The sequence below is a fragment of the Halovivax sp. genome (assembly GCA_007119345.1).
Taxonomy (GTDB): Archaea; Halobacteriota; Halobacteria; order Halobacteriales; family Natrialbaceae; genus Halovivax.
The window spans coordinates 1-23,275 of sequence record SKPV01000122.1 but is presented as its reverse complement, the minus strand read 5'-3'; the positions used below and the strand labels follow the sequence as shown (position 1 = coordinate 23,275).

Below are 23,275 nucleotides of genomic sequence, written 5' to 3'. Positions count from 1 at the left end.
ACCCTCGGATCGGCGTTCGAAGTCGTTACTACCGTGCCCACGAACCGACGTCCATGAGCACGCACGCCGTGACCTTCGCTCTCGTCGCGATGGTCGCCTGGGGCGTCTGGACCATCCTGGCCAACGAGGCGACCGGGTTCATCAGGCCGGAGCTGGCGATGATCCTCTCCTACGCCGCGAGCGTGATCGTCGCCATTGGCTACGTTCTCGTGCGCGGAGAACCGATCGCGCTCGATCGGACGGGGACGCTGCTGGCGCTCGCGGCGGGCGTTTTCGCCGGTATCGGCGCCGTGGCGTTCTACGTCGGCCTCTCGGCCGGCCGCGCCTCGATCGTCACGACCGTCTCCGCGCTGTACTTCGTCGTCGCGGTCGTCCTGGGAGTCCTGGTGCTCGGGGAGTCCCTGGCGCCGAAGGACGCGCTCGGGATCGCGTTCGCCGTCGCGGCGGTCGTCCTGATCTCCCAGTGAGTCGGCGGCGAGCGACGCGTTCGATTCCCGTCCTCGCGTGGGACGTTCGACCGGCCGAGGGTCAGAAGTCCGCCGGATCGACGACCTCGCCGGTGACCGGATCGACGCCCACGCGCTCGCACTGATCGGACAACGGACACGCCTCCGGCCCGTCGAGACACGCCGGCTTCCTGGCGCGACAGTACTCCCGACCGAACTGGATCATCGCCGTGTGCCCGAAGCCGCACTTCTCGGCCCGAATCTCGGCCTCCAGCGCCTCGCGGACGCCCTCGTGGTCGGCGTCGGGCGGCGCGATTCCCAGCCGCCGGGCGATCCGGTGGACGTGGGTATCGACGGGGAAGACGCCCGCCCGTCCGCCGGCGAACAGCAGGACGCAGTCGGCCGTCTTCGGCCCGACGCCCCGCACCGAGAGGAGCGTCTCGCGGACTTCGGCCGGTTCACCCCCTTTCACGAACTCGTCGAACGCCGCGGCGTCGCCGAACTCCTCGCGGACCCACTCGGCGGCGTCCTGGAGCATCCGGGACTTCTGGTTGTACAGCCCCGCCGAACTGATCGTCTCCGCGAGCGCCTCGCGATCGGCGACGGCGAGCGAGTCGGCGAGGTCGAGCTCGGCTCCGCCGTAGCGATCGATCAGCGCGTCGTGGGCGGGCTGGCTCGCCACGTCGCTGGTGTTCTGGCTCAGGATCGTCCGGACGAGACAGGTGAACGCGTCCCGGCCGCCGTAGGTCTTCCGCCAGTACAGCTCGCCGAGGCGGTCGACGACTCGCTCGGCCCGCGTGTCGGCCGTCGCCGGGTCGAACTCCGCCGCGACGCCGGCCCCGTCGGCGCCGCCGCTGATGTTGACCTCGGGTTCCGGATCCGACGCGGCGTCGGTCGGCTCGTCGCGCTCCTCGCTCATGCCCTCGCGTTACGAGCGAGCGACCAAAACGTGTCCGCCTGGACGCCGGCCGATCGCGACGCATCGCCCCGGGATCGATTCGCCGAGGATTCTGTGGTCGGCGTCGATCGAACCACGCATCAATCGCCGTCGCCGTCCGCGTCGTCCTCCTCGTCGGCGTCGGTCTCCTCTCCCTCGTCGTCCGCGTCGTCCACCACGTCGCTCTCGTCCTCCTCGACGTCTTGTCCGTTGCCGGTTCCCTCCTCCATGTCCGGATCGTCGTCCCCCTCGCCGTCCTCCGGTCCGCCGCAGCCGGCGAGCAGTACGGTCGCCGCGGCGGCGCTCGTGAGACCCGCGAACCGTCGTCTGGTGAGCCGATCGTTCGAGTTCACGATCGGGGGTTCGGACCCGCGGCGGATAACCCGACGCCCGTCACTCGCGGGGATCGCGGGCGGCGAAACGGTCGGATTCGCCGTCCCCGTCGGCGGCGTCTTTCCACTCGCCGATTCCGGAGGGGTCGAGGTGGACGTGGGCGTCGCCAACGGGTTCGAGCGCCCGGGTTCCGCGGACGAGTTCGGTTTCGATCTCGTGGGCTTCGCGAAGGGTGAGGTCGCCGTCGACTTCGACGTGGGCCTCGACCTCGAGGACGGTTCCGTCGTAGTAGACGATGAGGTCGTGGACGCCCTCGACCGCCGGGTGGGCGAGCAGCGTCGCGCGGACGCGTTCGCGGTGATCCTCGGGGGCGGCCGTGCCGACGAGGTAGGAGACGTTCTCGCGACCGATGGAGACCCCCTGGTAGACGACCAGGAGGCTGACGAGTCCGCCGGCGATCGGGTCCAGTAGCGGGTAGCCGAGCATGAGCCCGACGATGCCGACGAGCGCGGCGAAGGAGGTGTAGAGGTCGTTGAGGCAGTCGGTCGCCAGCGCGGCGAGTGCCGTCGAATCCAGGTCGGCGTTCACCCGCTCCGTGTAGCGGTAGACGAGGTACATGTCCGCCATCGCGAACGCGAGCGCGCCGAGCAGGACGTAGCTGAAGGTCCCCTCCTCCCCGCGGACGATTCCCCGCGCGGATTCGTACAGCAGGCTCAGTCCGAGGACGGCGATCACGGCGCCGACGAAGAGCGCGGTCAGGGGTTCGATCCGGGCGTGGCCGTGCGGGTGGCTCGAGTCCGGATCGTCGAAGCGGGTGTCGCCCCAGACGAGGACCACGACGCTGGCGACGAGGTCGCCGATGGAGTGGGCGGCGTCCGCCAGCAGCGCGACGCTCCCGAAGGCGACTCCCGCGGCGCCCTCCACGACGATCTTCGCGGCGTTCCCGACGACGTTCGCCCAGGACGCCAGCGCGAAGCGACGTCGGTCCTCGGGCGCGGCCATGGCTGATTTAGAGCCAATCTAAACTTCAGTGTTCGCATTTGGCGGCCGATTCGCAGCGGCTCCTGGTGCGCTCGCCGGTTCCCGGCTCCGCGCGGACCGTGACCGTTACTCTCACGACATCTCGCTGAACGCGATCGTGGACTCTCACGACTCCTCGCTAACCGTGACCGTCGGCCTCACGGCTCCACGCGAAACGTGATCGTCGCCTCGGCCCCGCTCGCCAGTGCGGCCACGAGCTCGCGGTCGAATCCCTCGGCGGCGAACGCGGCATCGACGACGACCGTGCGATCGTCGACGTACTCGCTCGTCCGGCCCACGGCGCTTCGTTCGCTCTCGAAGGTCAGCTCGGGATCGCCGCGACCCGCGACCGTCTCCTCGAACCCGTCGGCCGCGACCGTCACCGTGATCGTCGCCGCCTCGTCCCGACAGGCCGACGCGAACGCCGGATCGAACTCCGCGGGCGCCCGATCGGCCTCGACGGCGAGGATGCAGTCGCCGGCCGGCGTGAGGTAGTCGTCCGTCGTCACCTCGAACGTGCTCGCGTGTTCGGCCGAGACGTTCTCGTGACCGCGAGCGCGAACGACTTCTTCCATACCGAGGGCCCGGGCCGCACCGGGAAAATGGGTTCGAAACCGATCCGGGACAGAGTCGCCGTATCACCGATCGGTCTGCCGGTTCCGGACCGGCCCACCGCGTCCCCGACCGGGTCCCGATGTCGACGCCGAGTCACGCCCAGCCCTCCGGACCGGCGTCGTGCAATCCCGGGCGGGTAGATCGCCCGACTGATCGCAGATACCGCTCAGAACGTGTGAAATTCAAGATTTTATGGCGTTTAGCACCCGAACAATTAAACCCCGAACCGTGATCCGAAAACGTATGGTGTACGACTCTGCTCGTCACGCGACGCGACGGGACGTCGTCAGGTACGGTGGAAGCGCCGCGATCGTGGTACTCGCCGCAGGGTGTCTGGGCGATGACGATGACGACGCCGCCGACGCCGACGACGACGCCGCGGACGACGAGCCCGCCGACGAGGACGCGGAGGGCGTCGTCGTCGGCACGGAGGCGGGGTTCCCGCCGTTCGAGATGATCGAGGACGGCGAGATCGTCGGGTTCGATATCGACCTGACCGAGGCGGTCCTCGAGGAGGCCGAGGGCTACGAACTCGAGGAGTTCCGCGACATGGAGTTCGGCTCGCTGATCCCGGCGCTACAGGACGGAAGCATCGACGTGATCGCCGCGGCGATGACGATCACCGAGGAGCGCGAGGAGGAGATCGACTTCTCCGACCCGTACTTCAGCGCCGATCAGTCGGTGCTCGTCGCGGAGGGCGCCGACTTCGAGCCCGAGTCGCTCGAGGACTTCGACGGGCAGGCCGTCGGTGCGCAGGTCGGAACCACCGGCGAAGGGGTCGTCGAGGAGGAGCTGATCGAGGAGGGACGCATCGACGACGGCGACTACTCGTCGTACGACAGCTACGTCCTGGCGGTGGAGGACCTCGAGCGCGGGATCGTCGACGCGATCGTCATCGACGAACCGGTCGGCGAAACGTTCGCGGACGATCGGGCGGTCGAGGTCGCGTTCGTTCACGAGACGGGCGAGGAGTTCGGTCTGGGGGTCCGCGAAGACGACGACGACCTCCGCGAAGCGATCAACGAGGGGCTAGAAGCGATCGAGGAGGACGGCACGTACGACGACCTCGTCGCGGAGTGGTTCGGCGAGCCGGAAGACGACGATGACGAGGAGGACGGCGACGAGGACGACGAAGCCGGCGACGACGAAGCCGACGACAACGGGAACGGGGACGACGGGGACGATCAGGAGGGGTGATCGACTTACGTGATCGCGGGTGCGTCGGCGCTCGGGCTAGCGCCAGTCGAGGGAGCGGTCTCGGTGGCGCAGGTCGCCGTCCTCGATACCGCGGCGGTCGAGCCCGTCGCCGTCGCGGACGCGACCGACTGGGAGTTCGTCCTTCGGAACCGGGAGTACCTGCTCCTGGGGGCGCTGATCACGGTCGCGCTGACGGCGACGAGCATCGTCCTCGGGTTCCTGCTCGGGTTCCCGGCGGGCGCGATCGAACTCTACGGCGGCAGATACTCCAGGGGGTTCGTTCGCAAAGCGGGCGTCGCGATCCGCGGGACGCCGATCCTCGTGATCATGGTCTTCACGTTTTTCGTGTTCCCCCTGGAGTGGTTGTTCGTCCTGCCGGTGAGCGAGCCGTTCCAGGCGGCGATGCTGGCCCTGGGCGTCCGGAGCGCCGCCTACCAGTCCCAGATCTTCCGCGGGGCGCTCCAGAGCATCGACGCCGGCCAGTTCGAAGCCGCCCGGTCGATCGGCCTCTCGAAGTGGGCGGCCATCCGCCACGTGCTGGTCCCCCAGGCGCTGCGTCGGAGCGTTCCCGGCTTCCAGAACGAGTTCACGATCGTGCTCAAGGACACGAGCATCGCCTTCGCGATCGGTCTCGGGGAGCTGCTCCGGCGCTCGAACGACCTGATGACCCAGCAGACCTCCGCCGCGCTGGAGCTGTTTCTCTTCGCCAGCCTGATATACTTCGTCCTGACCGTCTCGACGAACCGCACGCTGGATCTCGTCAACGACCGGTACGCCATTCCGGGTGAGGGCTAAGATGACCGGATCACACGCGGACGAGCGCGACGGTACCGCCACCGACGGACGTGCCGACGGCGAGGCGCTCCTCCGGATCGAGGACGTCTGGAAGTCGTACGGGGACGAGGCGGTCTTCCGGGGGATCGACCTCACGATCGACCGGGGCGACGTCGAAGTCCTGGTCGGTCCCTCGGGAAGCGGCAAGTCGACGCTGTTGCGCTGTATCAACCGACTGACGGAGATCGACCGCGGCGCGATCTACCTCGACGGTCTCGAGGTTACGTCTCCCGACGCCGATCCCGACGAGTTGCGCCAGCAGGTCGGGATGGTCTTTCAGGACATCAACCTCTTCGCACATCTCACCGCCCGCCAGAACGTCACGCTCGGACTGCGCCGCGTCCGGGGATTCGGCAAACGAGCGGCCCGCGAGCGCGCGGACGAGGAGCTCGCGAAGGTCGGACTCGGCGACCAGGCCGACTCGTATCCCGCACAGCTCTCGGGAGGACAGAAACAGCGCGTCGGGATCGCCCGGGCGCTCGCGATGGATCCGAAGCTCGTGCTCTTCGACGAGCCGACGAGCGCGCTCGACCCGGAACTGTCGAACAGCGTGCTCGCGGTGATGGAACGCCTCGTCGAGGAGGGGATGACGATGATCGTCGTCACTCACGAGATGCGCTTCGCCAGGTCGGCCGCCGACGGCGTCACGTTCCTCGAGGGGGGACGAGTCGTCGAGCGAGGGCCGCCCGACCGGATGTTCGAGGAACCGGAGCGAGCGCGCACCCGCGAGTTCCTCCAGACGCTCCATGGCTAGTCCGACGGACGTTCGACGGTTGCGAACGCCCGAGATCTCCGCGACGAAACTGCTCGTCGTCATGGCCGGCATCGCCTTCTGGGGGTGGCTGCTGGCCCAGTGGCTCAACGACTGGGTGCTCTCGCGGCTCGGAATCGGCCCCGGCGCCGGCGAACAGCCGGTCGAGCGCGAACCGGTCGACGCGACGGCCGACCGGATCGCCGCCGCAGCCGACGCCTACGGCCCGTTCGCCGGCGTCGTCGACTGGGTCGGCTCGGTCGTCGCCGCCGTCGCCGTGGCGGTCGACATCGCGCCCGCGCTCGCAGCCGGCGCGTGGTACACGATCGTCCTCACGGTCGCGAGCATCCTTCTCGGGCTGCTCATCGCCGTGCCGCTCGCCGTCGTCCGGGTTTACGGCGGCCCGCTCAGGTGGCTCGCGCTGGGCTACATCGAGCTCATTCGGGGGACGCCGCTGCTCGTCCAGCTCTTCGTCCTCTACTTCGGGCTGCCGCTGGCCGTCTGGCTCCACGGCGTCGAGACGATCGGGCAGGGGCCGATCCCGGATCAGGCGTTCATCATCGCGATCGTCGGGTTCACGATCAACAGTTCGGCCTACCAGGCCGAGTACATCAGGGGCGCCCTGGAGAGCGTGGACGCTGGCCAGCTCACGGCCGCCCGCTCGATCGGCCTCTCGACGTTCGAGGGGATCCGGTACGTCGTCCTCCCCCAGACGCTCCGGTACGCGATTCCGGCCTGGACCAACGAGCTGGTCTACCTGATCAAGTACTCCTCGCTGGCCGCGTTCATCACGGTCCCCGAACTCTACTTCCGGGCGTCGCGAATCGCCTCGCGGACGTTCGAGTACACGGCGATTTACGCCAGCCTGGCGGTCGTCTACATCGCGATCGTCCTGACGGCCGCGGCGATCATGAGCCGCGTCGAGACGCGAGTCGCGATTCCCGGGCTCGGCCAGGCGGAGGGTCGTCACCAGGGAAAGACGGAGACCGTGGAGTGAGTCGATTCGGAGAGGACGAGGTGTCGAGCGAGTCGGTCCGGAGAGGACGAGGTGTCGAGCCGTCCGTCCGAGCGCTGGGGCGGTGTCGAGCGATCGAGCGCCGGGAGAGACCGACGACCGCCGCCGATCAGACGAGGCTCGCGCCGTCGAACTCGCCGCGCTTGTACTCCAGGTCCATCAGGTCGAGGATGGTCGGCGCGATGTCGAGGAGGTCGGCGTCTCCGATCGAGGCGTCGGGATCGTCGACGTAGAGCGCGGCGTCGTCGAAGCTGTGCATGCCGTTGCGCGGTCCCGTGTCGAAGACCGCCTCGTCGCCGTTGAACCCGGATTTCAGGTCGAACCCGTCGTTCGGGATGGCGACCAGGTCGGGCGCGATCGCGTCGTGTTCGCCCCGGAACGCGGTCTCCTTCTCGACGACGCGATCGACGACCGGCCGGCCGTCCGGCCCCTCGAGATCGGAGAGCATCCCCGCGAGCTCGTCGCGGACGTCGTCGTACTCGTCTTCGGGGACCGAACCGCGCGGTTCTCGCCCCTCGAGGTTGATGTAGAATCGACCGGGGATGAACGAGTACGCGCGGGTTTCGTCGGCGATGTCGTCGAGCTCTTCGGGCTCGTCGGTCCGGAACTCCAGCCAGCCCTGCTCGCGGAGCCAGCGGTTGCAGTGGACCTCGTAGTCGAGGCTGGTGAACCCGTGATCGGAGGCGACGACCAAGGTCACGTCCTCGGGGAGCAGCCCCCGGATCCGGCCGACGTACTCGTCCACCGCCCGGTAGAACTCGAAGAACTCGTCTTCGTACTCGCCGCCGCGCTCGTAATCTTTGAACAGGAAGTGGTTCACCCGATCGGTCGTCATGAAGACGCCGAAGAAGAGGTCCCAGTCGTCCTCTTCGATGTACCGCTGGAACGCCTCGAAGCGGGCGTCGAGGGTGGCGTGAGCGTCCTCGATGAAGTCGGCCTTGTCCTCCTCGTGACCGAGCTTCGGATCGACGTCGATCCGGTAGTCGATCGACTGGAGGTAATCGCGGACGTCGTCCGGGTAGGCGGCCTTCTCGAGATCCGGCGAGAGGAATCCGGATACCATCCGCTGGACGTTGCGCTGGGGCGGGAACGTGACGGGGACGTTCATCACCGTCGCTCGCCGATTCGCCTCGGTGACGCGGTCCCAGAGGCGCGTCGCCTGCACGTCTCTGGCCATCGGCACGTACGTGTCGTAGGTTCCCGTCTCGCGGTCCTGGAAGCCGTAGACGCCCGTCGAGCCGGGGTTGACGCCGGTCGTGAGCGACGGCCAGCAGGCGCTCGACTCCGGCGGGACGATGCTCGAGATCTCCGCCGCGGATCCTTCCTCGGCGAGCGCGGCGAAATTCGGGAACTCCTCGCGATGCTCGTCGAGCAAACTGTACGGCACCCCGTCGACGCCGATGAAGGCGACCCGGGGATCGTCCTCACCCCGTAACCGGTCGAAGAGACCCATGGGGGGCCGTAGTCCGGACGCGTACAAGAAGGTTCGTCTCCGGACACTGTTTACGAGAATCGCCGACGCGGCGACGTCCGCGGACGTCGATCGGCCGCCGGTGGTCGGGGGCGGCGATCGGCTACCGGGGTATGGGGCGGCGATCGGCTACCGAGGTATGGGGCAGCGACTGGGAAGCGAGGCACGGCGCGGTGATCGACCGCCGGTGGTCGTGGGCGGTGATCGACCACGGCGTTCGAGGCCGTCGAGTGGCGTCGGTCGTGGGCGGTCCGGGAGCCCGGTTCCGGCTCGTGCCTTCCGGCGTCCCTCTCGCCGGCCGTGGTTCGTGGATCGAACCGTCGCGTCGAATCCGCGCAGTCGATCGTGGGACGGATTCGGCACGGGACGGATTCGACGCGGGTGGCGTTACTCGCGCGTCTCGCCGGTTTCGTCCGGATCGAAGTTCGCCGGCACGACGGTCGGATGCGCCATCCCGACGCCGCCGTCGTTCGGAGCCGACGCTCGCGTCCCCGTTTGAGCCGATCCTTCGTTGGCTGCCATACGAGAACATGTACGCTCCGACGGCCCAAAAGATTACTCATGCTCATAACGTATCGGTCCCGCCTCGCAGATAACTGGCGGGTATCCGGCCGCCGCGCCGACGGTCGCCCGTGATTCGGCTCGGCCGATCTCCGCCATCGATTCGGCTCGACCGATCTCCGCCATCGATTCGGCTCGGCTGGCCGGGTTGACTCGGCCGGGGGTCCCCGTCGCCGATCCCGGCAACGCCGGCCGACCCGAGGCGTCGCGAGTGACAACCGATATGAACGCTCGCCGTCTTCCGTCGATCGATGAGGCTGCTGACGGCCGATCGCGTCCCGGCGGCGACGGCGGCGCTGACGCTCGTCTCCCTGACGCTCGTCTTCGGAGCCGCCGGCGGATTCGTCCCGTCGTCCACCGTGCCGACCGCCCCCGAGGTCGTCCTGGGCGCGATCCCCACCGTGAACGTCGCCGTGAGCGCGCTCGCGATCGCGACGATCGCCCACGGTTGGCGGCAGATCCGACGTGGACGCGTCGACCGCCACCGCCGCGCGATGGTCGTCTCCGTCGCGCTCTTCGCGATATTCCTCGTTCTCTACCTCTACCGCCTCGTCGCCATCGGCGGGGCGACCGGCTTCGACGGCCCCGCGGCGATCCACCGCTACGTCTACCTCCCGCTGTTGACCGGCCACGTCGGTCTCGCCGTGGTCTGCATCCCGCTTTTGTACTACGCACTGCTCCTTGCGGGCGCCCACGGCGCGGGGAATCTCGCCGAGACGCACCACGCCCGGGTCGGGCGCATCGCGGCGCCGCTGTGGATCACCTCGTTCGCGCTCGGTATCCTGGTCTACCTGTTGCTCCACGTCGTCTACTGAGCGGGTGCACCCGGTCGAGAAGCCGACGACCGGCGCCGCGTCTCAGTCGTCCGCGGCCGCGGATTCCGGCCCGATGTCCGGTCGGTTCACGTCGCGGTCCGTCTCCTCGCCCTCGATGTCGTAGGGGTACTCGCCGGTGACGCAGCCGAGACAGAGGTCCCCTCGCTCGGCGGTGAGCGCCTCGGCGACGGCGTCCGTCGAGAGGTACGCCAGGCTGTCGGCGGCGATGACGTCGCGGATCTCCTCGACGCTCCTGTCGGCGGCGATCAGCTCCCCGCGGGTGGCCATGTCGATACCCATGTAGCAGGGAGCGACGATCGGCGGCGCACCGATGCGCATGTGGACTTCCGCGGCGCCGCAGTCTTTCAGCAGGTCGACGAGCTGGGTGGAGGTGGTACCGCGGACGATCGAGTCGTCGATCAGCGTGACGCTCTTGCCCTCGACCGTGGACTTGATCGGGTTGAGCTTCAGCCGGACCGCCCGCTCGCGTTCGTCCTGGGTCGGCATGATGAACGTGCGACCCACGTAGCGATTCTTCATCAGCCCCTCCGCGAACTCGGGGCCGCCGTCTTCGTCCTCGCGCGGTTCGCCCGTCGGCGTCGTTTCGGCCGCGGCCTCCGCGTAACCGCTCGCGAACGCGCGACCCGAGTCCGGCACCGGCATCACGACGTCCGACTCCACGCCGCTTTCCGCCCAGAGCTTGCGGCCGAGCTCGCGTCGGACCTCGTAGACGAGGTGTTCGTCGATCACGGAGTCCGGGCGCGCGAAGTAGACGTGCTCGAAGAAGCAGTGGGCGGTGCGATCGGGCTCGACGAGCTGGTAGGAGTCGAACCCGGAGCCGTCCGGTTCCAGCACGACGAGTTCGCCGGGCCTGACGTCGCGAACGAGCTCGCCGTCGAGCGTGTCGATCGCCGCCGACTCCGAGGCGATCACGTAGCCGTCGTCGACCGACCCGATGCACAGCGGCCGGTTGCCCCGCGGGTCTCGGACCCCGAGGACGGTGTCGTCGTGGGAGATCGTCAGCGAGTACGAGCCGTGGATGCGGTTCATGGTCCGCTTGACGGCCCGGACGAGGTCCGCCTCGAGCAGGTTCCGCGCGAGATCGTGCGCGATCACCTCGGTGTCGCCGTCGCTGGTGAACGCGTGGCCGAGTCCCGCGAGTTCGTCCCGGATCTCCTCGGCGTTCACCAGGTTCCCGTTGTGCGAGAGGCCGAGCGAGCCGCTCTTGAACGAGACCGAGAACGGCTGGGCGCAGCAGTCGTCGACGCTGCCGGCGGTCGGGTACCGAACGTGGCCGATGCCGGCGGAGCCGTTCAGCGCGTCGAGGTCGCCCTCGTCGAAGACGTCGCCGACGAGTCCCATCTCGACGTGACTGTGTTGCTGGAAGCCGTCGTGGGTGACGATCCCGGCCGACTCCTGGCCGCGATGCTGGAGCGCGTAGAGCGCGTAGTACAGCGGCCGCGCCGCGTCGCGCCCGTCGAGGGAGACGCCGACGACGCCGCACTTCTCCGTCATTCCCGTCCGGAGGGGTATCTCGCCCCGCCCGTCAGTCATGGAGGTCTCTTGCGCTCGGGACGATAAAAGTCTCCGTATTCGTCGTCGCCAACGGGCTCGCCGTTACGGTCGGAAACCGGCCGACGCGACGGACCCGCGGCGCTCCGAGATCGGACGGTATATCGAAGAGCGGAGAAGGAGAGCGGTCAGTTGTCGCCGGCCTTGCCCTCCCAGGCGTACTCGCGTCGCTTCGCGGATTTGCCGAAGCCGCACGCCGAGCACACCTTCTTCTTCACGTGGTAGGAGGCCTCGCCGCACCGTCGGCACTTGACGTGGATCGTCTTGTTCTTCTTTCCTTGGCTCGGGGTTCCTGCGCCAGTCATGGAGTGATCGAGACGACGTTATCGCCGCGTATAATCGTTGTGTCTTCGATCGGGGCCTCGTCGACGTCGACGCCCGCAGGGGCCGCGACGTCCTCGAGGACGAGGTTCATGTGCTGGTCGTATCCGGTGAGATCGCCGACGTACTCCTCCCCGCTCTTCAGCCGGACGGTCACGCGTTCGCCCAGCGACGCTTCGAGAACGTCCAATGGTCGTCCGCTCATACCGAAGTGGGCAGGGACCGACCACTTAACGATACCGGTCCCCGGGCCCTCGCCGACCCGAGACGGGCGCGCGAGCGTCCGATCGACCTCGCCCGGGCCCGGTCGATTTCGATCGCCGACGATCGTTTTTTCTGGCCGGCACAACGGCTAAGTCCCAGCCTGTTGACGGCCGAGACATGGATTCGAAAAAGTTCACGCTGTTCGAACTGCACATCGACGGCGAGACGCAGGTCGGTCCCGCCGCCCTCCCCGACGCGATACTCGGCGGTCGGCTCGCGACGGCGGGCGCGGCCGAGACGGCGACGAGCGAGCAGGACCAGGAAGCCGACGACGAGGAGGCCGGCGGGCGCGGGGCGATCGCGGTCGTCGTCGGGCTGATCGCCGTCGTCGCCATCGGACTGGCGGTCCGCAAGTTTCGGGGCGGCGAGGAGGAGGCGGCGGAACCGCTGGAGCCGGCGGACGAGCGAGACGTCGTCGTGAGCTGAACCCCTCGGCCGAACGCTTTTGGCCGACCTGCCCCTATCGCTCGACGTGAATCTCTATCGTAGCGCGCGGGCCGTCGCGGGCGCCTCCGGCGACGCGGCCGTCGACTGGGACGCCGCGGCGGAGGCGGCGAAGGCCGCGACGGAACCCGGATCGCTCGCGCTCGACCCGGGCGAGCGGGCGGGATACGCCGACGACGTTCGCGACGCCCGCCGTGAGGTCGGTCGGGTCGCCGACATCGAGTTCGAGCTGCCGGACACCGTCGAGGTGCAAAACCGCCACCACTGGATCGACGCGAACGTGGACACCTTCCGGCGGGTGATGGCGCCGATCGAACACCGCGCCGGTCCGTTCCCGGGGGTCGCCAGGACCGTCAACACGGGGACCATGACCGTGCTCCTCACCTTCCTCGGTCGGCACGTCCTCGGCCAGTACGATCCGCTGTTGCTCGCTGACGCCCCGACCGGGGACCACGCGCTGTACTTCGTTCGCCCGAACATTCGGCGCGTGGCCGGCGAACTCGAAACCGACTACGAGCGGTTCCGTCGGTGGATCGCGTTCCACGAGGTCACCCACGCCGCCGAGTTCGGGGCCGCGCCGTGGCTCTCTGGTCACCTGGAGCGTCACGTCGAGGCCGGCGTCGAGACCCTCTCTGCGGGCTCGTTCGACACCGAGGCGTTCCGCGAACTCGACGCGACGATGACCGTCGTCGAGGGCTACGCCGAGCTGTTGATGGACCACGCCTTCGACGAGGAGTACGCCGACCTCCGGCGCAAGCTCGACGAGCGACGCGGTGGAAAAACTCCGATCCAGCGGCTCCTCCGTCGGCTGCTCGGGCTGGGCCTCAAGCGCCGTCAGTACGAGCGCGGCAAACGCTTCTTCGAGACGGTGACGAGCGAACGCGACCTGGCGTTCGCCGGCCGCGTCTGGCGCGGACCCGAGGCCTTGCCGAGCGCCGAGGAACTCGACGAACCCCGACGCTGGATCCGCCGGATGGAGGCGACCGGTTGACCGGCCGATCGAGTGGATTCGGCGGGGCTTTCGCCGGCGCGTACCGGTGAGACGTTCTCAGCGGTCGTGCGGAACGCTGACGTGCATCGAGACGAACTGCCAGTCGTCGCGCGCCTCGAGCGTCCCGGTTCAGCGGGTGTCGAACCGGCGTCGCTCGCCGTCGGCGTCGGTCCAGGCCAGTTGGACCTCGTCGGCGAACACCGCGAAGGCGCCGCGCTCGTCGACGACGAGCCGCTCGCTCTCGACGCGCCACTCGTCGGTCGTCTCTCGCTGTTCGCGTAACCCGTCGACGATGACGTCCGCCCCGTAGAGCGACTCGTTCACGCCGAACTTGACGACGGCATCGTCGCCGAAATACGGGGCGAGCGGGCGTCCAGATCGCAGCGCGTCGTAGTAGTCTCGGACGACGGTTTCGACCGTCACGTGCGTCCGAACGGTCTGAATCGAGAAGAAACCCGTCCCCGAACTCGATCCGGGAGCAGCTCCGGGCGCGGAACCTCCTCCGGGAGCACCTCCGGCCCTCGAATCTTCTTCGGGAGGATCCTGACCGGCGTGAGCGGTTCGGGTGGACCCGCCCACTGGATCGTGGTGCGACGGGGTTCGATCGGTCGTCGGGCGTGCGGTCCTAAACGATTAGGTCATACTACTACGTAACCGTCCCGAGTACCAGCAACTGGCACCAGTAGTGGGGTGCCTGCCTCTGACATCGGGCGGAACGCGTGTTCCGCCTTTTTGGTACCTACGACGGCTACAGACTGGTACGTGAACCGTACGACGGCCACGGACCGTCACATGAACCCGCGATCGATCTCGTCGGCTTCGAGTAACGTTTCGAGCTCGGCGTCGATGAGCTCGTTCGCCTCTTCGAATCGATCGGAGAGCTCGTCGAGTTCGTCGGGGCGATCGTACTGGTCGTAGGCCATCGGACCGAACGCCGGGCTCTCGAGGGCGTCCATCACGTCGTCGAAGAACGCCTGGGGGGTCGTCGGTGCGTCTTTGTGGGTCTCGACGACCGTCTGGAGCCGGTCGGCGACCGACTCAGCCTGCTCGTCGTCCTCCGGCGGCCGCCTGACGGCGAACCGACCCCCCGACTCTCGACCGGGGAGGAAGGAACCGATCTCGTCGTCCAGACTGCGAGCCACCCGGCTGCCGTAGCCCTGCACCTCGAAGGGGTTCTTCGCGTAGGTCTTCAGGAGGTAGACGCCGGCACGGGGATGTGCGAGGTACATGTCTTCGCCGACGCCGCCCGCGCGGTCGCCCGCGACGGCGCGCCAGGCGTCCGGGTCCGCGTCCGTCTGACTCACGTCTTCGAGCAGGTCCTGCCACTCGCGAATCCGCATGGATCGAGATACCCACGCGACCGGAAAGAACGTACCGGTCGATCGGCCGGCGGGCGCGTCGGCCGAAAAGGCTACCGGTCCGGGCCCGACAGCCAGGGACGATCCAAACGATGTCGACCGTCCCCGTCGAGACGTGCCGCGACCTGCTTCTCGACTCGCCGGTCGAGACGCTCGTGGTGTCGGTGGTGCCGGTCGCGGTCGCGGTCGTGCTCCTCGTCAACGCGATCCGGTTCGGTCGGGCGCTCGTTCCGTCGATCGGGTTCGCGACCGCGCTGGTGGCGTTCGCCGTCGCGGCCACCGGTCACCGCGCCGCGACGACCCGGCGGCGACTCCTCGAGCGGTCCCTCCGGCCGCCGTGACCGGCGGCTCAGGCGGAGCCGGCCCCCGCGTCGCCCTCCGTCGTGACCGCTCGAGTGTCCCTGGCTTCGTAGGTGTTGTAGCCGGCGAGGGCGGCGATCAGGAGTCCGCTGACCAGCGTGCTCCAGAACGCGCCGGTCACCATGCCGAGCGCGGCCGCGGCGACGATCAGCCAGAGGCCGAGCAGGGTCGCGAGTCCGGCGGCGCCGGGCGAGAGCGGGACGTCGTTGTACTGCCGGTAGACGTTGTACCCGGCGACGACGAGGACCGTCGCTCCGACCACCGCGTTGTTCCACAGCGTCGCGCCGCCCTCGCCGTAGACGAACGGGGAGAGGGCAACCCAGGCGCCGATCACGGCGACGATCCCGCTCACGAAGGCCGCGGTCCGTCGGCGCTCCCCGTTCGCGATCTGGTCGGGTTCGTCCCGGGGGTCGCGATCCGGGCCCGGTCCGTCGGAACTGCGCGCCGCGAAGTTCGTATCGCGCATGCGGGTCGGGACCACCGGTCCGCTCAAAAGCGACGATGACCGTTACACTCGGACGGACTCCGACGTTACCGGAGTAAGCGCGCCTTACGCGCGCGGATTCGGTAACCGTTTTACGCGCACGGATCCGGTACCCGTTTCGGGCGGGCGTGCCCCATCGCGACTCGGCGAGCGCAACAGCGGTTATTGCCGCCGGCGGAAACTTCTGGCTCGGTGACGACCAATAGTTTACTAAAATACGTGTAAATATGCCGGGAACCACGGACCTTTTTCGGTGGGTGTCGTAGTTCGGTGGTATGCGACTGCACAACAGGGGCGTCCGGCAGGACGTCAGAGAGCTGGGCGCGCTGCTCGGGGACGTCCTGGAGGACCAGACCTCCCGTCGGGCGTTCGAAACCGTCGAATCCTGCCGGACGACGGCCATCGCCCACCGTGAGGGCGAGCTCGACTCGCGCCGCGAGCTCTGGCACGAGCTCGAGGGTCTCTCACCTCACCGCAAAAGAATCGTCGCTCGGGCGTTCACCACGTACTTCGAGCTCATCAACCTGGCCGAAGAACGCGAACGCGTCCGGGCGATCCGGGCCGGGTCGGCGAACGGAACGCTCGAGGACAGCCTCGCCGCGGCCGCGGAGTCGCTCTCGGAGACCGACCCGGAGACGGTGCGAGCGATTCTGGACGACGTGCTCGTCGAGCCCACGTTCACCGCACACCCCACGGAGGCACGTCGGAAGACGGTGAAAGCCAAGCTCCGAACCGTGGCGACCCACCTGGAGGCCCTCGACGAGCGGTTGTTGACCGACCGGGAGTCCGACGCGATCTGGCGGGCGCTGGAATCGGAGGTCACGAGCCTGTGGCAGACGCCCCAGGTCCGCAACCGACAGCCGGAACCCGCGGACGAGGCCCGAAACGTCCAGTGGTACCTCGAGAACACGCTCTTCGACGTCGTCGGCGGCGTCTACGGCGAACTGGAGCGGACGCTCTCGGCGGCGGTCGACGAGAACCTCGACCTGCCGTCGCTCTTCGAGTTTCGCTCCTGGGCCGGGAGCGACCGCGACGGGAACCCGTACGTGACGCCGGACGTCACCGCGGAGACGCTGGAGCGCCAGCGCTCGGTCGCGCTCGAGCGGTATCGCGAGGAGCTCAAGCGCCTCTCGGGCGTGTGCAGCCAGGACGGTAGCCGGGTCTCCGTGGGCGAGGAGTTCGAGGTCAGCCTGGCGGCCGACCGCGAGCGCCTGCCGGGCGTCGCGACGACGGCCGCCGACCGGTATCCCGGCGAACCCTACCGACAGAAACTCAAGCTGATGCGCGAGCGCGTCGCTCGCGTGGGCGACGTCAGGCCGGGCGGTTACGAGGACGCCGACGAACTCCTCGAGGACCTCGAGCTGATCGCTCGGAGTCTCCGCGAGAACGGCGCGGAGTCGGTCGTTCGGGCCCACGTCGATCCGATCCGTCGTCAGGTGGCGACGTTCGGGTTCTCGCTGGCCAGCCTCGACCTGCGCGATCACCGCCAGCGTCACACCGACGCGATCGCCGCCGCCCTCGAGCGCGAGGGGATCGACTACCGGTCGCGCTCCGAGGACGAGCGCGTCGAATTCCTGACGACGGCGATCCTCCAGGACGAGCACGTCATCGACCTCTCGGACGCGGACGGTCTCGCGGACCGGGACGCGCGCGTCCTCACCCTCTTCGACCGGCTGGCGGACTGGCAGGCCGAATACGGGCCCGACGCCATCGACACGTACTGCATCTCGATGACGGAAGAACCCAGCCACGTCCTCGAGGTGCTGTTTCTCGCCGAACAGGCGGGGATCGTCTCGCTACCCGAACACAGCGGCCTCGACGTCGTGCCGCTGCTCGAAACGGAGTACGCGCTCTCCGGCGCGCGCCGCATCATGGGGACCCTGTTCGAAAACGAAGCCTACGCACGGGCGCTCGACGCGCGGGGACGGACCCAGGAGATCATGCTCGGGTACTCCGACTCGAACAAGGAAAACGGTTTCCTGGCGGCCAACTGGTCGCTGTACACGAACCAGCGTCGACTCGGCCAGATCTGTGACGATCACGACGTCACGATGCGACTGTTTCACGGTCGCGGCGGATCGATCTCTCGCGGCGGCGGGCCGATGAACGAGGCGCTACTGGCGCTGCCGAACTCGACGGTGTCCGGCCAGGTGAAGTTCACCGAGCAGGGCGAGGCGATCGCGGAGAAGTACGGCAATCCCCGCATCGCGGAACGGAACCTCGAACAGATGCTGAACGCCCAGTTGCGGGCCCGAAAGCAGGCCATCGAGCAGCCGAGGGAGGACGTCCCCGACGAGTGGATCGAGGCGATGGAGACCATGGCCGAGGCGGCCCGCGCCGAGTACCGGGATCTCCTCGAGAGCGACGGGTTCGTCCGGTACTTCGAGGAGGCGACCCCGATCACCGTCATCGAGGACCTCGACCTCGGCTCGCGGCCGGCTTCCCGGTCGGGCGAGCGAACCGTCGAGGATCTCCGGGCGATCCCCTGGGTGTTCAGCTGGACGCAGTCGCGGTGCATCCTGCCCGGCTGGTACGCGCTGGCGTCGGGGATCGATGCGTATCTGGACGGCGACGCGGACGGTTCGAGCGGCGACGGCGAGGAGCCGCGAGACGGCGGTTCCGTAGAGACGCTCAGGGAGATGCACGACGAGTGGCCGTTCTTCCGAACCGTGCTCGACAACGCCGCGCTGTCGCTCGCCCGCAGCGACCTCGAGATCGCCTCGGAGTACGCGGACCTGGCCGACGACGAGCGCCGCGAGCGCTTTTTTACGCGGATCGAGGCGGAATACGATCGCTCGGTCGAGCTCGTCACCACCATCGCCGAGCGCGAGGACCTGCACACGCGCGAATGGATGGCCGAGCACCTGGACCGGCGAAACCCCTACGTCGATCCGCTCAACCTGTTACAGACGGACCTCCTCGGTCGCACCCACCGGACGGACGTCGAGGAACGGACCCTGCGCCTCACCGTCAAGGGGATCGCGGCGGGGATGAAGAACACGGGATAGCGACGACGGCGAGACCGGGGCCCACGTCACTCGACGGTGGGGACGGGTTCCGAATCGAGCACCGACTCGATCACCCGGGACTTGGCGACGTCGTTGACGGTCGCGTCCGGCGTGAGCACCAGCCGGTGGGCCATCACCGGCTGGGCGACGCGCTTGATGTCGTCGGGCGTGACGAAGTCGCGGCCGGTGAGCGTCGCGTACGCGCGAGATGCCTCGAACAGCCGCTGGGTGCCCCGCGGTGAGACCCCGACCTCGACGCGGCCGTCGACGCGCGTCTCGCGAGCGAGCGCCGCGATGTACTCGACGAGGTCGTCGTCGACGCGAACGGTCTCCGGGACGCCTCGGAGCGCCTCCACGTGGCCCGTTTCGAACACGCGTTCGACGGACGGACTCAGCGCCTCCCGGCTCGCCCGCCGCTGGAGGAGCTCGACCTCGCCGGCCTCGTCGGGGTAGCCCATCGACGTCTTGACGAGGAACCGGTCGACCTGGGCCTCGGGAAGCGGGAAGGTCCCCTCCTGCTCAACGGGGTTCTGGGTCGCGATCACGAAGAACGGCTGGGGCAGCTCCCGGGTCTCCCCGGCCACCGTCACCTGTCCTTCCTCCATGGCCTCCAGCAGCGCGGCCTGGGTCTTCGGCGGGGCGCGGTTGATCTCGTCGGCCAGCACGACGTTCGCGAAGATGGGACCCTCGGTGAACTCGAACGTCTGGTCGCGCTCGTTGTAGATGTGCGTCCCGGTGACGTCCGAGGGAAGCAAGTCCGGCGTGAACTGGATCCGCGAGAACGACAGTCCCAGCGCGTCGGCGAAGCTCCGCGCCGTGAGCGTCTTGCCCGTCCCGGGTACGTCCTCGAGGAGCACGTGCCCCCGTCCGACGACCCCCACGAGGACGTCCTCGAAGAATCGCCGCTCGGAGATGACCGCCTCGCCGATCGTCTCGAGGACGGCCTCACACTCCTCGTGTGCCTGATTGACGTCCATGTCGGCTCGTCGAAGCGTTCCGGGATATTCCTTCCGGTCCGCGGCGCCGAACGAATCGTCGCGTCACACGGTGTCACGGACCGACCGAACCGAAACCGATAAAATCGGCGCCCGGGTAGGTGACGACGAGCCGAGATAGCCTAGCCCGGCCAAGGCGGCAGATTCGAAATCTGCTGTCCTCACGGACACGGGAGTTCAAATCTCCCTCTCGGCGTTTTCAGCGGCACAACACCGGCGAGGGACGCGTCGCGTCGCGAGCCACTCGTGCCGCTGAAAACCTGTATAGGGAGATGTGATGTAGACGAGTCGCAGCCCGGAACGCCGAGCGAAGCGAGGCGCACGCCCGGATCGTCTCGGCGTAGTTCATATCTCCCTCTCGGCGCTTCTCCGCGAACCACTCGGCGAGGGACGCGTCGCGTCGCGAGTCACGCGTGAGCGGAGAGCGGCTGACCGGCCGACGCCCGACCAACTCGCAATACCCGACGGTGCGCCCGTCGAACGATCGTCGCGATCCGGCAACCGTGAAGTCGTTGTCAGAACCGTATCAGGGGCTGACGTCCGGGAGTAACGATAATAATCACAACAACCACTCTCCGGGCACACGGATGGGAGCCAGCAACGAGCCGACCCACGTCACGGCCGTCTGTACGCGCTGCGGTGCCGTGTACGCGGCTCGCCGCTGGCCGAACGGGGCGATCCGGCGGAAAGGTGGAGCCAGCGACTGTCGGTGCGGATGTCCGAACTTCGTCGACCTGACGCGCGCCACCGACCAGTAATCGGTCAGGAACCAACGATACTCTGTCCGTGGGCGAACTCGACGTGACGGATCCCGAAACCGACTCGCTTTCACGTTCCCGGTGAAATCGTCGCCCATGGATTCCAGCAAACGAGTCGTCGTCGCCGCCATCTGGATCGCCGTGGCGGCGCTGATCGCCGTCACGATCGACCCCGGTGCGATCGCGACGACGGCGGGCATCTTGCGGCTGTTCGTCGTCGGCCTCGCGCTGTTCCTGGCCGGGGTCTACCTGTTCGACCCGTGGGGCGTCGCGAGTCGGGGCCCGTTCGAACGGCCAGAGGAGTAGCGCGGGACCGTCGATCGGCCGGGGATCAGTCGGCCGCCGGCAGCTCGAGGTCCGGTTCGTCGGTCAGGAGCCGGTCGATGGCGTCGACCACCGCGGCGACGCTGGCCCGGGTGATGTCGGCGTCGCTCCGGACGACCGTGACGGCGCGGTCGTTCCGCCGCATCTCCACCTCGACGGTGACGAGGGCGTCGGTGCCGCCGGTGGCGGCGTCGACGCGGTAGGATTCGAGCTCGGCGTCGGCGACGGGCCCGAGCGCCTGCCGGACGGCGGCGACGGCGGCGTCGACGGGTCCGGAACCGGTACCGCTGGCCACCCGCTCCTCGCCGGCCACGTCGAGGCGAACGCTGGCCGCGGGGACGGGGCCTCCGCTCGTAGCGGTGAGATCGAGGAGCGAGACGGTTCGGTCCCGGTCGTCGCCGGTGACCTCGGCGGCGATGGCCAGGAGGTCAGCGTCGGTGACGCGCCGGCCGCGGTCGCCCAGGGACGTGACCCGCTCTGCGATCTCGGCGACGTCGCCCTCGGTCGCCTCGACGTCGTGTTCCGCCAGGGCCGCGCCGACGCCGGCGCGTCCCGCGTGCTTGCCCAGCGCGAGTCGACGCTCGCGGCCGACGGTTTCGGGGGCGTAGGGTTCGTACATCCGGTCGTCCTTCAGCGTGCCGTCGGTGTGGATGCCGCTCTCGTGGGTGAACGCGTTCTCGCCCACGACCGCCTTGTTCGGCGGGAGCGAGATTCCAGTCGTGCGGGAGACGAGCTGTGCCAGTTCGTACAGCGCCGAGAGCTCGACGGTCTCGACGCCGTAGACGTGCGAGAGCGCGATCGCGACCTCTTCGAGGGCGACGTTGCCCGCGCGCTCGCCGATCCCGTTGACGGTGCAGTGGACGAGGTCTGCGCCGGCGGAGACGGCGGCGAGGGCGTTCGTCACCCCGAGGCCGAGGTCGTCGTGGGTGTGAGCGCTGACGGGTCCCCGTTCGGCGAGCCGCGAGACGGCCGCGGCAGTGCGCTCCGGGCCGGCGTGACCGACCGTGTCGGCGTAGCAAAAGCGGTCCGCACCGGCCCGGAGCGCGCGCTCGGCCAGCGCCTCGAGGTACGCGAGTTCGGCGCGGGAACCGTCCTCGCCGATCACTTCGACCCAGAGGCCGTGGTCCGCGGCGTACGCGACGAGTTCGCCGGTCCGATCGAGGTTCGCTTCCCGGGAGGTGCCGACCTTGCCCTCCAGGTGTCGGTCGCTCGCGGGGACGACCAGGTGGACGCCGTCGACGTCGCACTCGAGCGCGAGGTCGATATCGTCGCGAAGGCCGCGACAGAAACTCGTCACACGTGCGTCGAGCGCGAGGCCAGCGACGCGGGAGATGCCTGCGCGCTCGCCCGCACCCGTGCAGGCGCTGCCGGCTTCGACGACGTCGACGCCGGCGCGGTCGAGCGAGCGCGCGATCGCGGCCTTCTCGTCGGGCGACAGCGAAACGCCAGGCGATTGCTCTCCGTCGCGCAGGGTCGTATCGAGCAGCCGAACGCCGTTCGAAGCCTCGAGCTGGCCGGCGTCGTCGTGCGTGAGCGCGGAAGAATCAATCGAAGCGTCGAATTTCTCGGCCAGCCGCCGTGAGGCGACTTCCTCTATCCCCGTCGGCGTGAGTGGTATCTCGTGCCATGTGTACTGCGTACATCTGCCGGAGCGGCTTAACCCCGTCGGTCGGACCGCTTCTTGCGACGGCAGTCGTCGAAGCCGACACAAAGAGCCAACTTCCGTCGGGTGGAACCCGTCAGTATGGACGCGCTCAGGCGGTCCTTGCGCGACGCGCCCGTCGTTCGACGGGACGAGTACTCGTACTTCGTCCACGGGGTGACCGACGGCGTGCCGCCGCTCGAGCCGGCGATCCTCCGGGAAGTCGCCGACGGGATCAGGGAATCGGTCGACCTCGAGGGCGTGGAGAAGATCGTCGCCCCGGAAGCGATGGGCATCCACCACGGGACCGCGCTCTCGCTCGCGACCGGCCTGCCGCTCGTCGTCGTCCGCAAGCGCTCGTACGGGTTCGACGGGGAGATCGCGCTCCACCAGGAGACCGCCTACGGCGAGAGCGAGCTCTACCTGAACGGCGTCGAGCCGGGCGATCGGGTGCTGCTCGTCGACGACGTCCTCTCTTCGGGCGGGACGATCCGGGCCGTCGCGGCCGGGATCGAGGAGGCCGGCGCGGCACTCGTCGACGTCGTCGTCGTCCTCGAACGCGTCGACGCCGACCACGGGGAGCTCCCCCGCGAGGTGACGGCGCTGCTCGACGTCCGCGTCGAGGACGGACGGGTCACGATCGTCGACTGAAGCCAGCGGCATCTGGTCGCGGAATTCGCTCTCTCGTCGCGCGTCCGGGTTCCCAAAGCGCACTCGAACTCTCCTCTCGTGGGCCCAAAGCACGCCCGAATTCCCTCT

26 protein-coding genes and 1 tRNA gene are annotated in these 23,275 nt (G+C 68.6%); 13 read left to right on the top strand and 14 right to left on the bottom strand.

Annotated features, from left to right (window positions below; genetic code table 11):
* The first annotated feature begins 53 nt into the window (after positions 1 to 53).
* Entirely contained in the window at positions 54 to 467 is a 414-nt protein-coding gene (locus QZT59_RS08170) for an EamA family transporter (RefSeq protein WP_290814003.1), read from the top strand.
* A 61-nt stretch (positions 468 to 528) separates the two neighbouring features.
* Here QZT59_RS08170 and nth read toward each other — a convergent pair whose 3' ends face one another.
* The 4 genes from nth to QZT59_RS08150 all read right to left on the bottom strand — a co-directional run bounded on the left by nth (position 529) and on the right by QZT59_RS08150 (position 3,311).
* On the bottom strand, positions 529 to 1,365 hold the full coding sequence (gene nth / locus QZT59_RS08165; RefSeq protein WP_290814000.1) for an endonuclease III: 837 nt from the start codon (positions 1,363 to 1,365) through the stop codon (positions 529 to 531).
* Between the two features lie 119 nt (positions 1,366 to 1,484).
* Positions 1,485 to 1,736 (bottom strand): hypothetical protein, encoded by a 252-nt coding sequence (locus tag QZT59_RS08160; protein WP_290813997.1) that lies wholly within the window; start codon positions 1,734 to 1,736, stop codon positions 1,485 to 1,487.
* Positions 1,737 to 1,776: 40 nt separating this feature from the next.
* Entirely contained in the window at positions 1,777 to 2,718 is a 942-nt protein-coding gene (locus QZT59_RS08155) for a cation diffusion facilitator family transporter (protein WP_290813994.1), read from the bottom strand.
* Positions 2,719 to 2,894: 176 nt separating this feature from the next.
* On the bottom strand, positions 2,895 to 3,311 hold the full coding sequence (locus QZT59_RS08150; RefSeq protein WP_290813991.1) for a DUF371 domain-containing protein: 417 nt from the start codon (positions 3,309 to 3,311) through the stop codon (positions 2,895 to 2,897).
* A gap of 283 nt (positions 3,312 to 3,594) precedes the next feature.
* Between QZT59_RS08150 and QZT59_RS08145 the strand changes: the two genes are divergently transcribed.
* From QZT59_RS08145 to QZT59_RS08130, 4 genes are read left to right on the top strand one after another with little or no spacing between them, the layout of a single operon-like run.
* Positions 3,595 to 4,548: a transporter substrate-binding domain-containing protein gene (locus QZT59_RS08145; RefSeq protein WP_290813988.1), complete on the top strand. Its 954-nt coding sequence runs from the start codon at positions 3,595 to 3,597 to the stop codon at positions 4,546 to 4,548.
* A gap of 9 nt (positions 4,549 to 4,557) precedes the next feature.
* The gene (locus QZT59_RS08140; RefSeq protein WP_290813985.1) at positions 4,558 to 5,343 is read left to right on the top strand and encodes an amino acid ABC transporter permease; all 786 of its coding nucleotides are present in this window, start codon (positions 4,558 to 4,560) and stop codon (positions 5,341 to 5,343) included.
* Position 5,344: 1 nt separating this feature from the next.
* On the top strand, positions 5,345 to 6,136 hold the full coding sequence (locus QZT59_RS08135) for an amino acid ABC transporter ATP-binding protein (protein ID WP_290813982.1): 792 nt from the start codon (positions 5,345 to 5,347) through the stop codon (positions 6,134 to 6,136).
* The gene (locus QZT59_RS08130; protein WP_290813979.1) at positions 6,129 to 7,130 is read left to right on the top strand and encodes an amino acid ABC transporter permease; all 1,002 of its coding nucleotides are present in this window, start codon (positions 6,129 to 6,131) and stop codon (positions 7,128 to 7,130) included. Before QZT59_RS08135 ends, QZT59_RS08130 begins: the two co-directional genes overlap by 8 nt.
* A gap of 127 nt (positions 7,131 to 7,257) precedes the next feature.
* Here the strand turns inward: QZT59_RS08130 and QZT59_RS08125 are convergent, their stop codons facing one another.
* Positions 7,258 to 8,601: an alkaline phosphatase family protein gene (locus tag QZT59_RS08125; RefSeq protein WP_290813976.1), complete on the bottom strand. Its 1,344-nt coding sequence runs from the start codon at positions 8,599 to 8,601 to the stop codon at positions 7,258 to 7,260.
* A 405-nt stretch (positions 8,602 to 9,006) separates the two neighbouring features.
* On the bottom strand, positions 9,007 to 9,141 hold the full coding sequence (locus QZT59_RS08120) for a hypothetical protein (protein ID WP_290813973.1): 135 nt from the start codon (positions 9,139 to 9,141) through the stop codon (positions 9,007 to 9,009).
* A 290-nt stretch (positions 9,142 to 9,431) separates the two neighbouring features.
* Between QZT59_RS08120 and QZT59_RS08115 the strand changes: the two genes are divergently transcribed.
* Positions 9,432 to 9,995 (top strand): DUF420 domain-containing protein, encoded by a 564-nt coding sequence (locus QZT59_RS08115; RefSeq protein WP_290813971.1) that lies wholly within the window; start codon positions 9,432 to 9,434, stop codon positions 9,993 to 9,995.
* Between the two features lie 42 nt (positions 9,996 to 10,037).
* Here QZT59_RS08115 and purF read toward each other — a convergent pair whose 3' ends face one another.
* The 3 genes from purF to QZT59_RS08100 all read right to left on the bottom strand — a co-directional run bounded on the left by purF (position 10,038) and on the right by QZT59_RS08100 (position 12,093).
* Positions 10,038 to 11,510, bottom strand: coding sequence for an amidophosphoribosyltransferase (gene purF / locus QZT59_RS08110; RefSeq protein WP_290814083.1), 1,473 nt, complete (start codon positions 11,508 to 11,510; stop codon positions 10,038 to 10,040).
* A gap of 185 nt (positions 11,511 to 11,695) precedes the next feature.
* A complete protein-coding gene (locus QZT59_RS08105; RefSeq protein WP_290813968.1) occupies positions 11,696 to 11,872 on the bottom strand; it encodes a 50S ribosomal protein L37e in 177 nt (58 codons plus the stop codon).
* Positions 11,869 to 12,093 (bottom strand): LSM domain-containing protein, encoded by a 225-nt coding sequence (locus tag QZT59_RS08100; protein WP_290813965.1) that lies wholly within the window; start codon positions 12,091 to 12,093, stop codon positions 11,869 to 11,871. Before QZT59_RS08100 ends, QZT59_RS08105 begins: the two co-directional genes overlap by 4 nt.
* 176 nt (positions 12,094 to 12,269) lie before the next feature.
* Between QZT59_RS08100 and QZT59_RS08095 the strand changes: the two genes are divergently transcribed.
* Together QZT59_RS08095 and QZT59_RS08090 are read left to right on the top strand one after the other, a co-directional pair.
* Entirely contained in the window at positions 12,270 to 12,578 is a 309-nt protein-coding gene (locus tag QZT59_RS08095) for a hypothetical protein (protein WP_290813962.1), read from the top strand.
* Positions 12,579 to 12,624: 46 nt separating this feature from the next.
* The gene (locus QZT59_RS08090; RefSeq protein ID WP_290813959.1) at positions 12,625 to 13,587 is read left to right on the top strand and encodes a zinc-dependent metalloprotease; all 963 of its coding nucleotides are present in this window, start codon (positions 12,625 to 12,627) and stop codon (positions 13,585 to 13,587) included.
* 129 nt (positions 13,588 to 13,716) lie between these two features.
* On the opposite strand, the gene QZT59_RS08085 is transcribed toward QZT59_RS08090, so the two are convergent.
* Together QZT59_RS08085 and QZT59_RS08080 are read right to left on the bottom strand one after the other, a co-directional pair.
* The gene (locus tag QZT59_RS08085; protein ID WP_343195729.1) at positions 13,717 to 14,010 is read right to left on the bottom strand and encodes a hypothetical protein; all 294 of its coding nucleotides are present in this window, start codon (positions 14,008 to 14,010) and stop codon (positions 13,717 to 13,719) included.
* Positions 14,011 to 14,375: 365 nt separating this feature from the next.
* Positions 14,376 to 14,927, bottom strand: coding sequence for a hypothetical protein (locus tag QZT59_RS08080; RefSeq protein WP_290813956.1), 552 nt, complete (start codon positions 14,925 to 14,927; stop codon positions 14,376 to 14,378).
* 110 nt (positions 14,928 to 15,037) lie between these two features.
* Here QZT59_RS08080 and QZT59_RS08075 point away from each other — a divergent pair, with 110 nt between their 5' ends.
* On the top strand, positions 15,038 to 15,286 hold the full coding sequence (locus tag QZT59_RS08075) for a hypothetical protein (RefSeq protein ID WP_290813954.1): 249 nt from the start codon (positions 15,038 to 15,040) through the stop codon (positions 15,284 to 15,286).
* Positions 15,287 to 15,294: 8 nt separating this feature from the next.
* Here the strand turns inward: QZT59_RS08075 and QZT59_RS08070 are convergent, their stop codons facing one another.
* Positions 15,295 to 15,771: an SPW repeat protein gene (locus tag QZT59_RS08070; protein ID WP_290813951.1), complete on the bottom strand. Its 477-nt coding sequence runs from the start codon at positions 15,769 to 15,771 to the stop codon at positions 15,295 to 15,297.
* A gap of 293 nt (positions 15,772 to 16,064) precedes the next feature.
* On the opposite strand from QZT59_RS08070, the gene ppc reads away from it, so the two are divergent.
* Complete coding sequence (ppc, locus tag QZT59_RS08065) at positions 16,065 to 18,797, top strand: phosphoenolpyruvate carboxylase (protein WP_290813948.1); 2,733 nt, start codon at positions 16,065 to 16,067, stop codon at positions 18,795 to 18,797.
* Positions 18,798 to 18,823: 26 nt separating this feature from the next.
* Here ppc and QZT59_RS08060 read toward each other — a convergent pair whose 3' ends face one another.
* Positions 18,824 to 19,774: a MoxR family ATPase gene (locus QZT59_RS08060; RefSeq protein WP_290813945.1), complete on the bottom strand. Its 951-nt coding sequence runs from the start codon at positions 19,772 to 19,774 to the stop codon at positions 18,824 to 18,826.
* 129 nt (positions 19,775 to 19,903) lie between these two features.
* Between QZT59_RS08060 and QZT59_RS08055 the strand changes: the two genes are divergently transcribed.
* Together QZT59_RS08055 and QZT59_RS08050 are read left to right on the top strand one after the other, a co-directional pair.
* A tRNA-Ser gene (locus QZT59_RS08055) sits at positions 19,904 to 19,988 on the top strand.
* A gap of 658 nt (positions 19,989 to 20,646) precedes the next feature.
* Positions 20,647 to 20,856, top strand: a complete 210-nt coding sequence (locus QZT59_RS08050) for a hypothetical protein (protein WP_290813943.1) — start codon at positions 20,647 to 20,649, stop codon at positions 20,854 to 20,856.
* Between the two features lie 25 nt (positions 20,857 to 20,881).
* Here QZT59_RS08050 and QZT59_RS08045 read toward each other — a convergent pair whose 3' ends face one another.
* A complete protein-coding gene (locus QZT59_RS08045; RefSeq protein ID WP_290814080.1) occupies positions 20,882 to 22,423 on the bottom strand; it encodes an alpha-isopropylmalate synthase regulatory domain-containing protein in 1,542 nt (513 codons plus the stop codon).
* A 195-nt stretch (positions 22,424 to 22,618) separates the two neighbouring features.
* On the opposite strand from QZT59_RS08045, the gene hpt reads away from it, so the two are divergent.
* Positions 22,619 to 23,167 carry a hypoxanthine/guanine phosphoribosyltransferase gene (hpt, locus tag QZT59_RS08040; protein ID WP_290813941.1) on the top strand — a complete coding sequence of 183 codons (549 nt, stop codon included), beginning with the start codon at positions 22,619 to 22,621 and terminating at the stop codon, positions 23,165 to 23,167.
* Positions 23,168 to 23,275 lie beyond the last annotated feature (108 nt).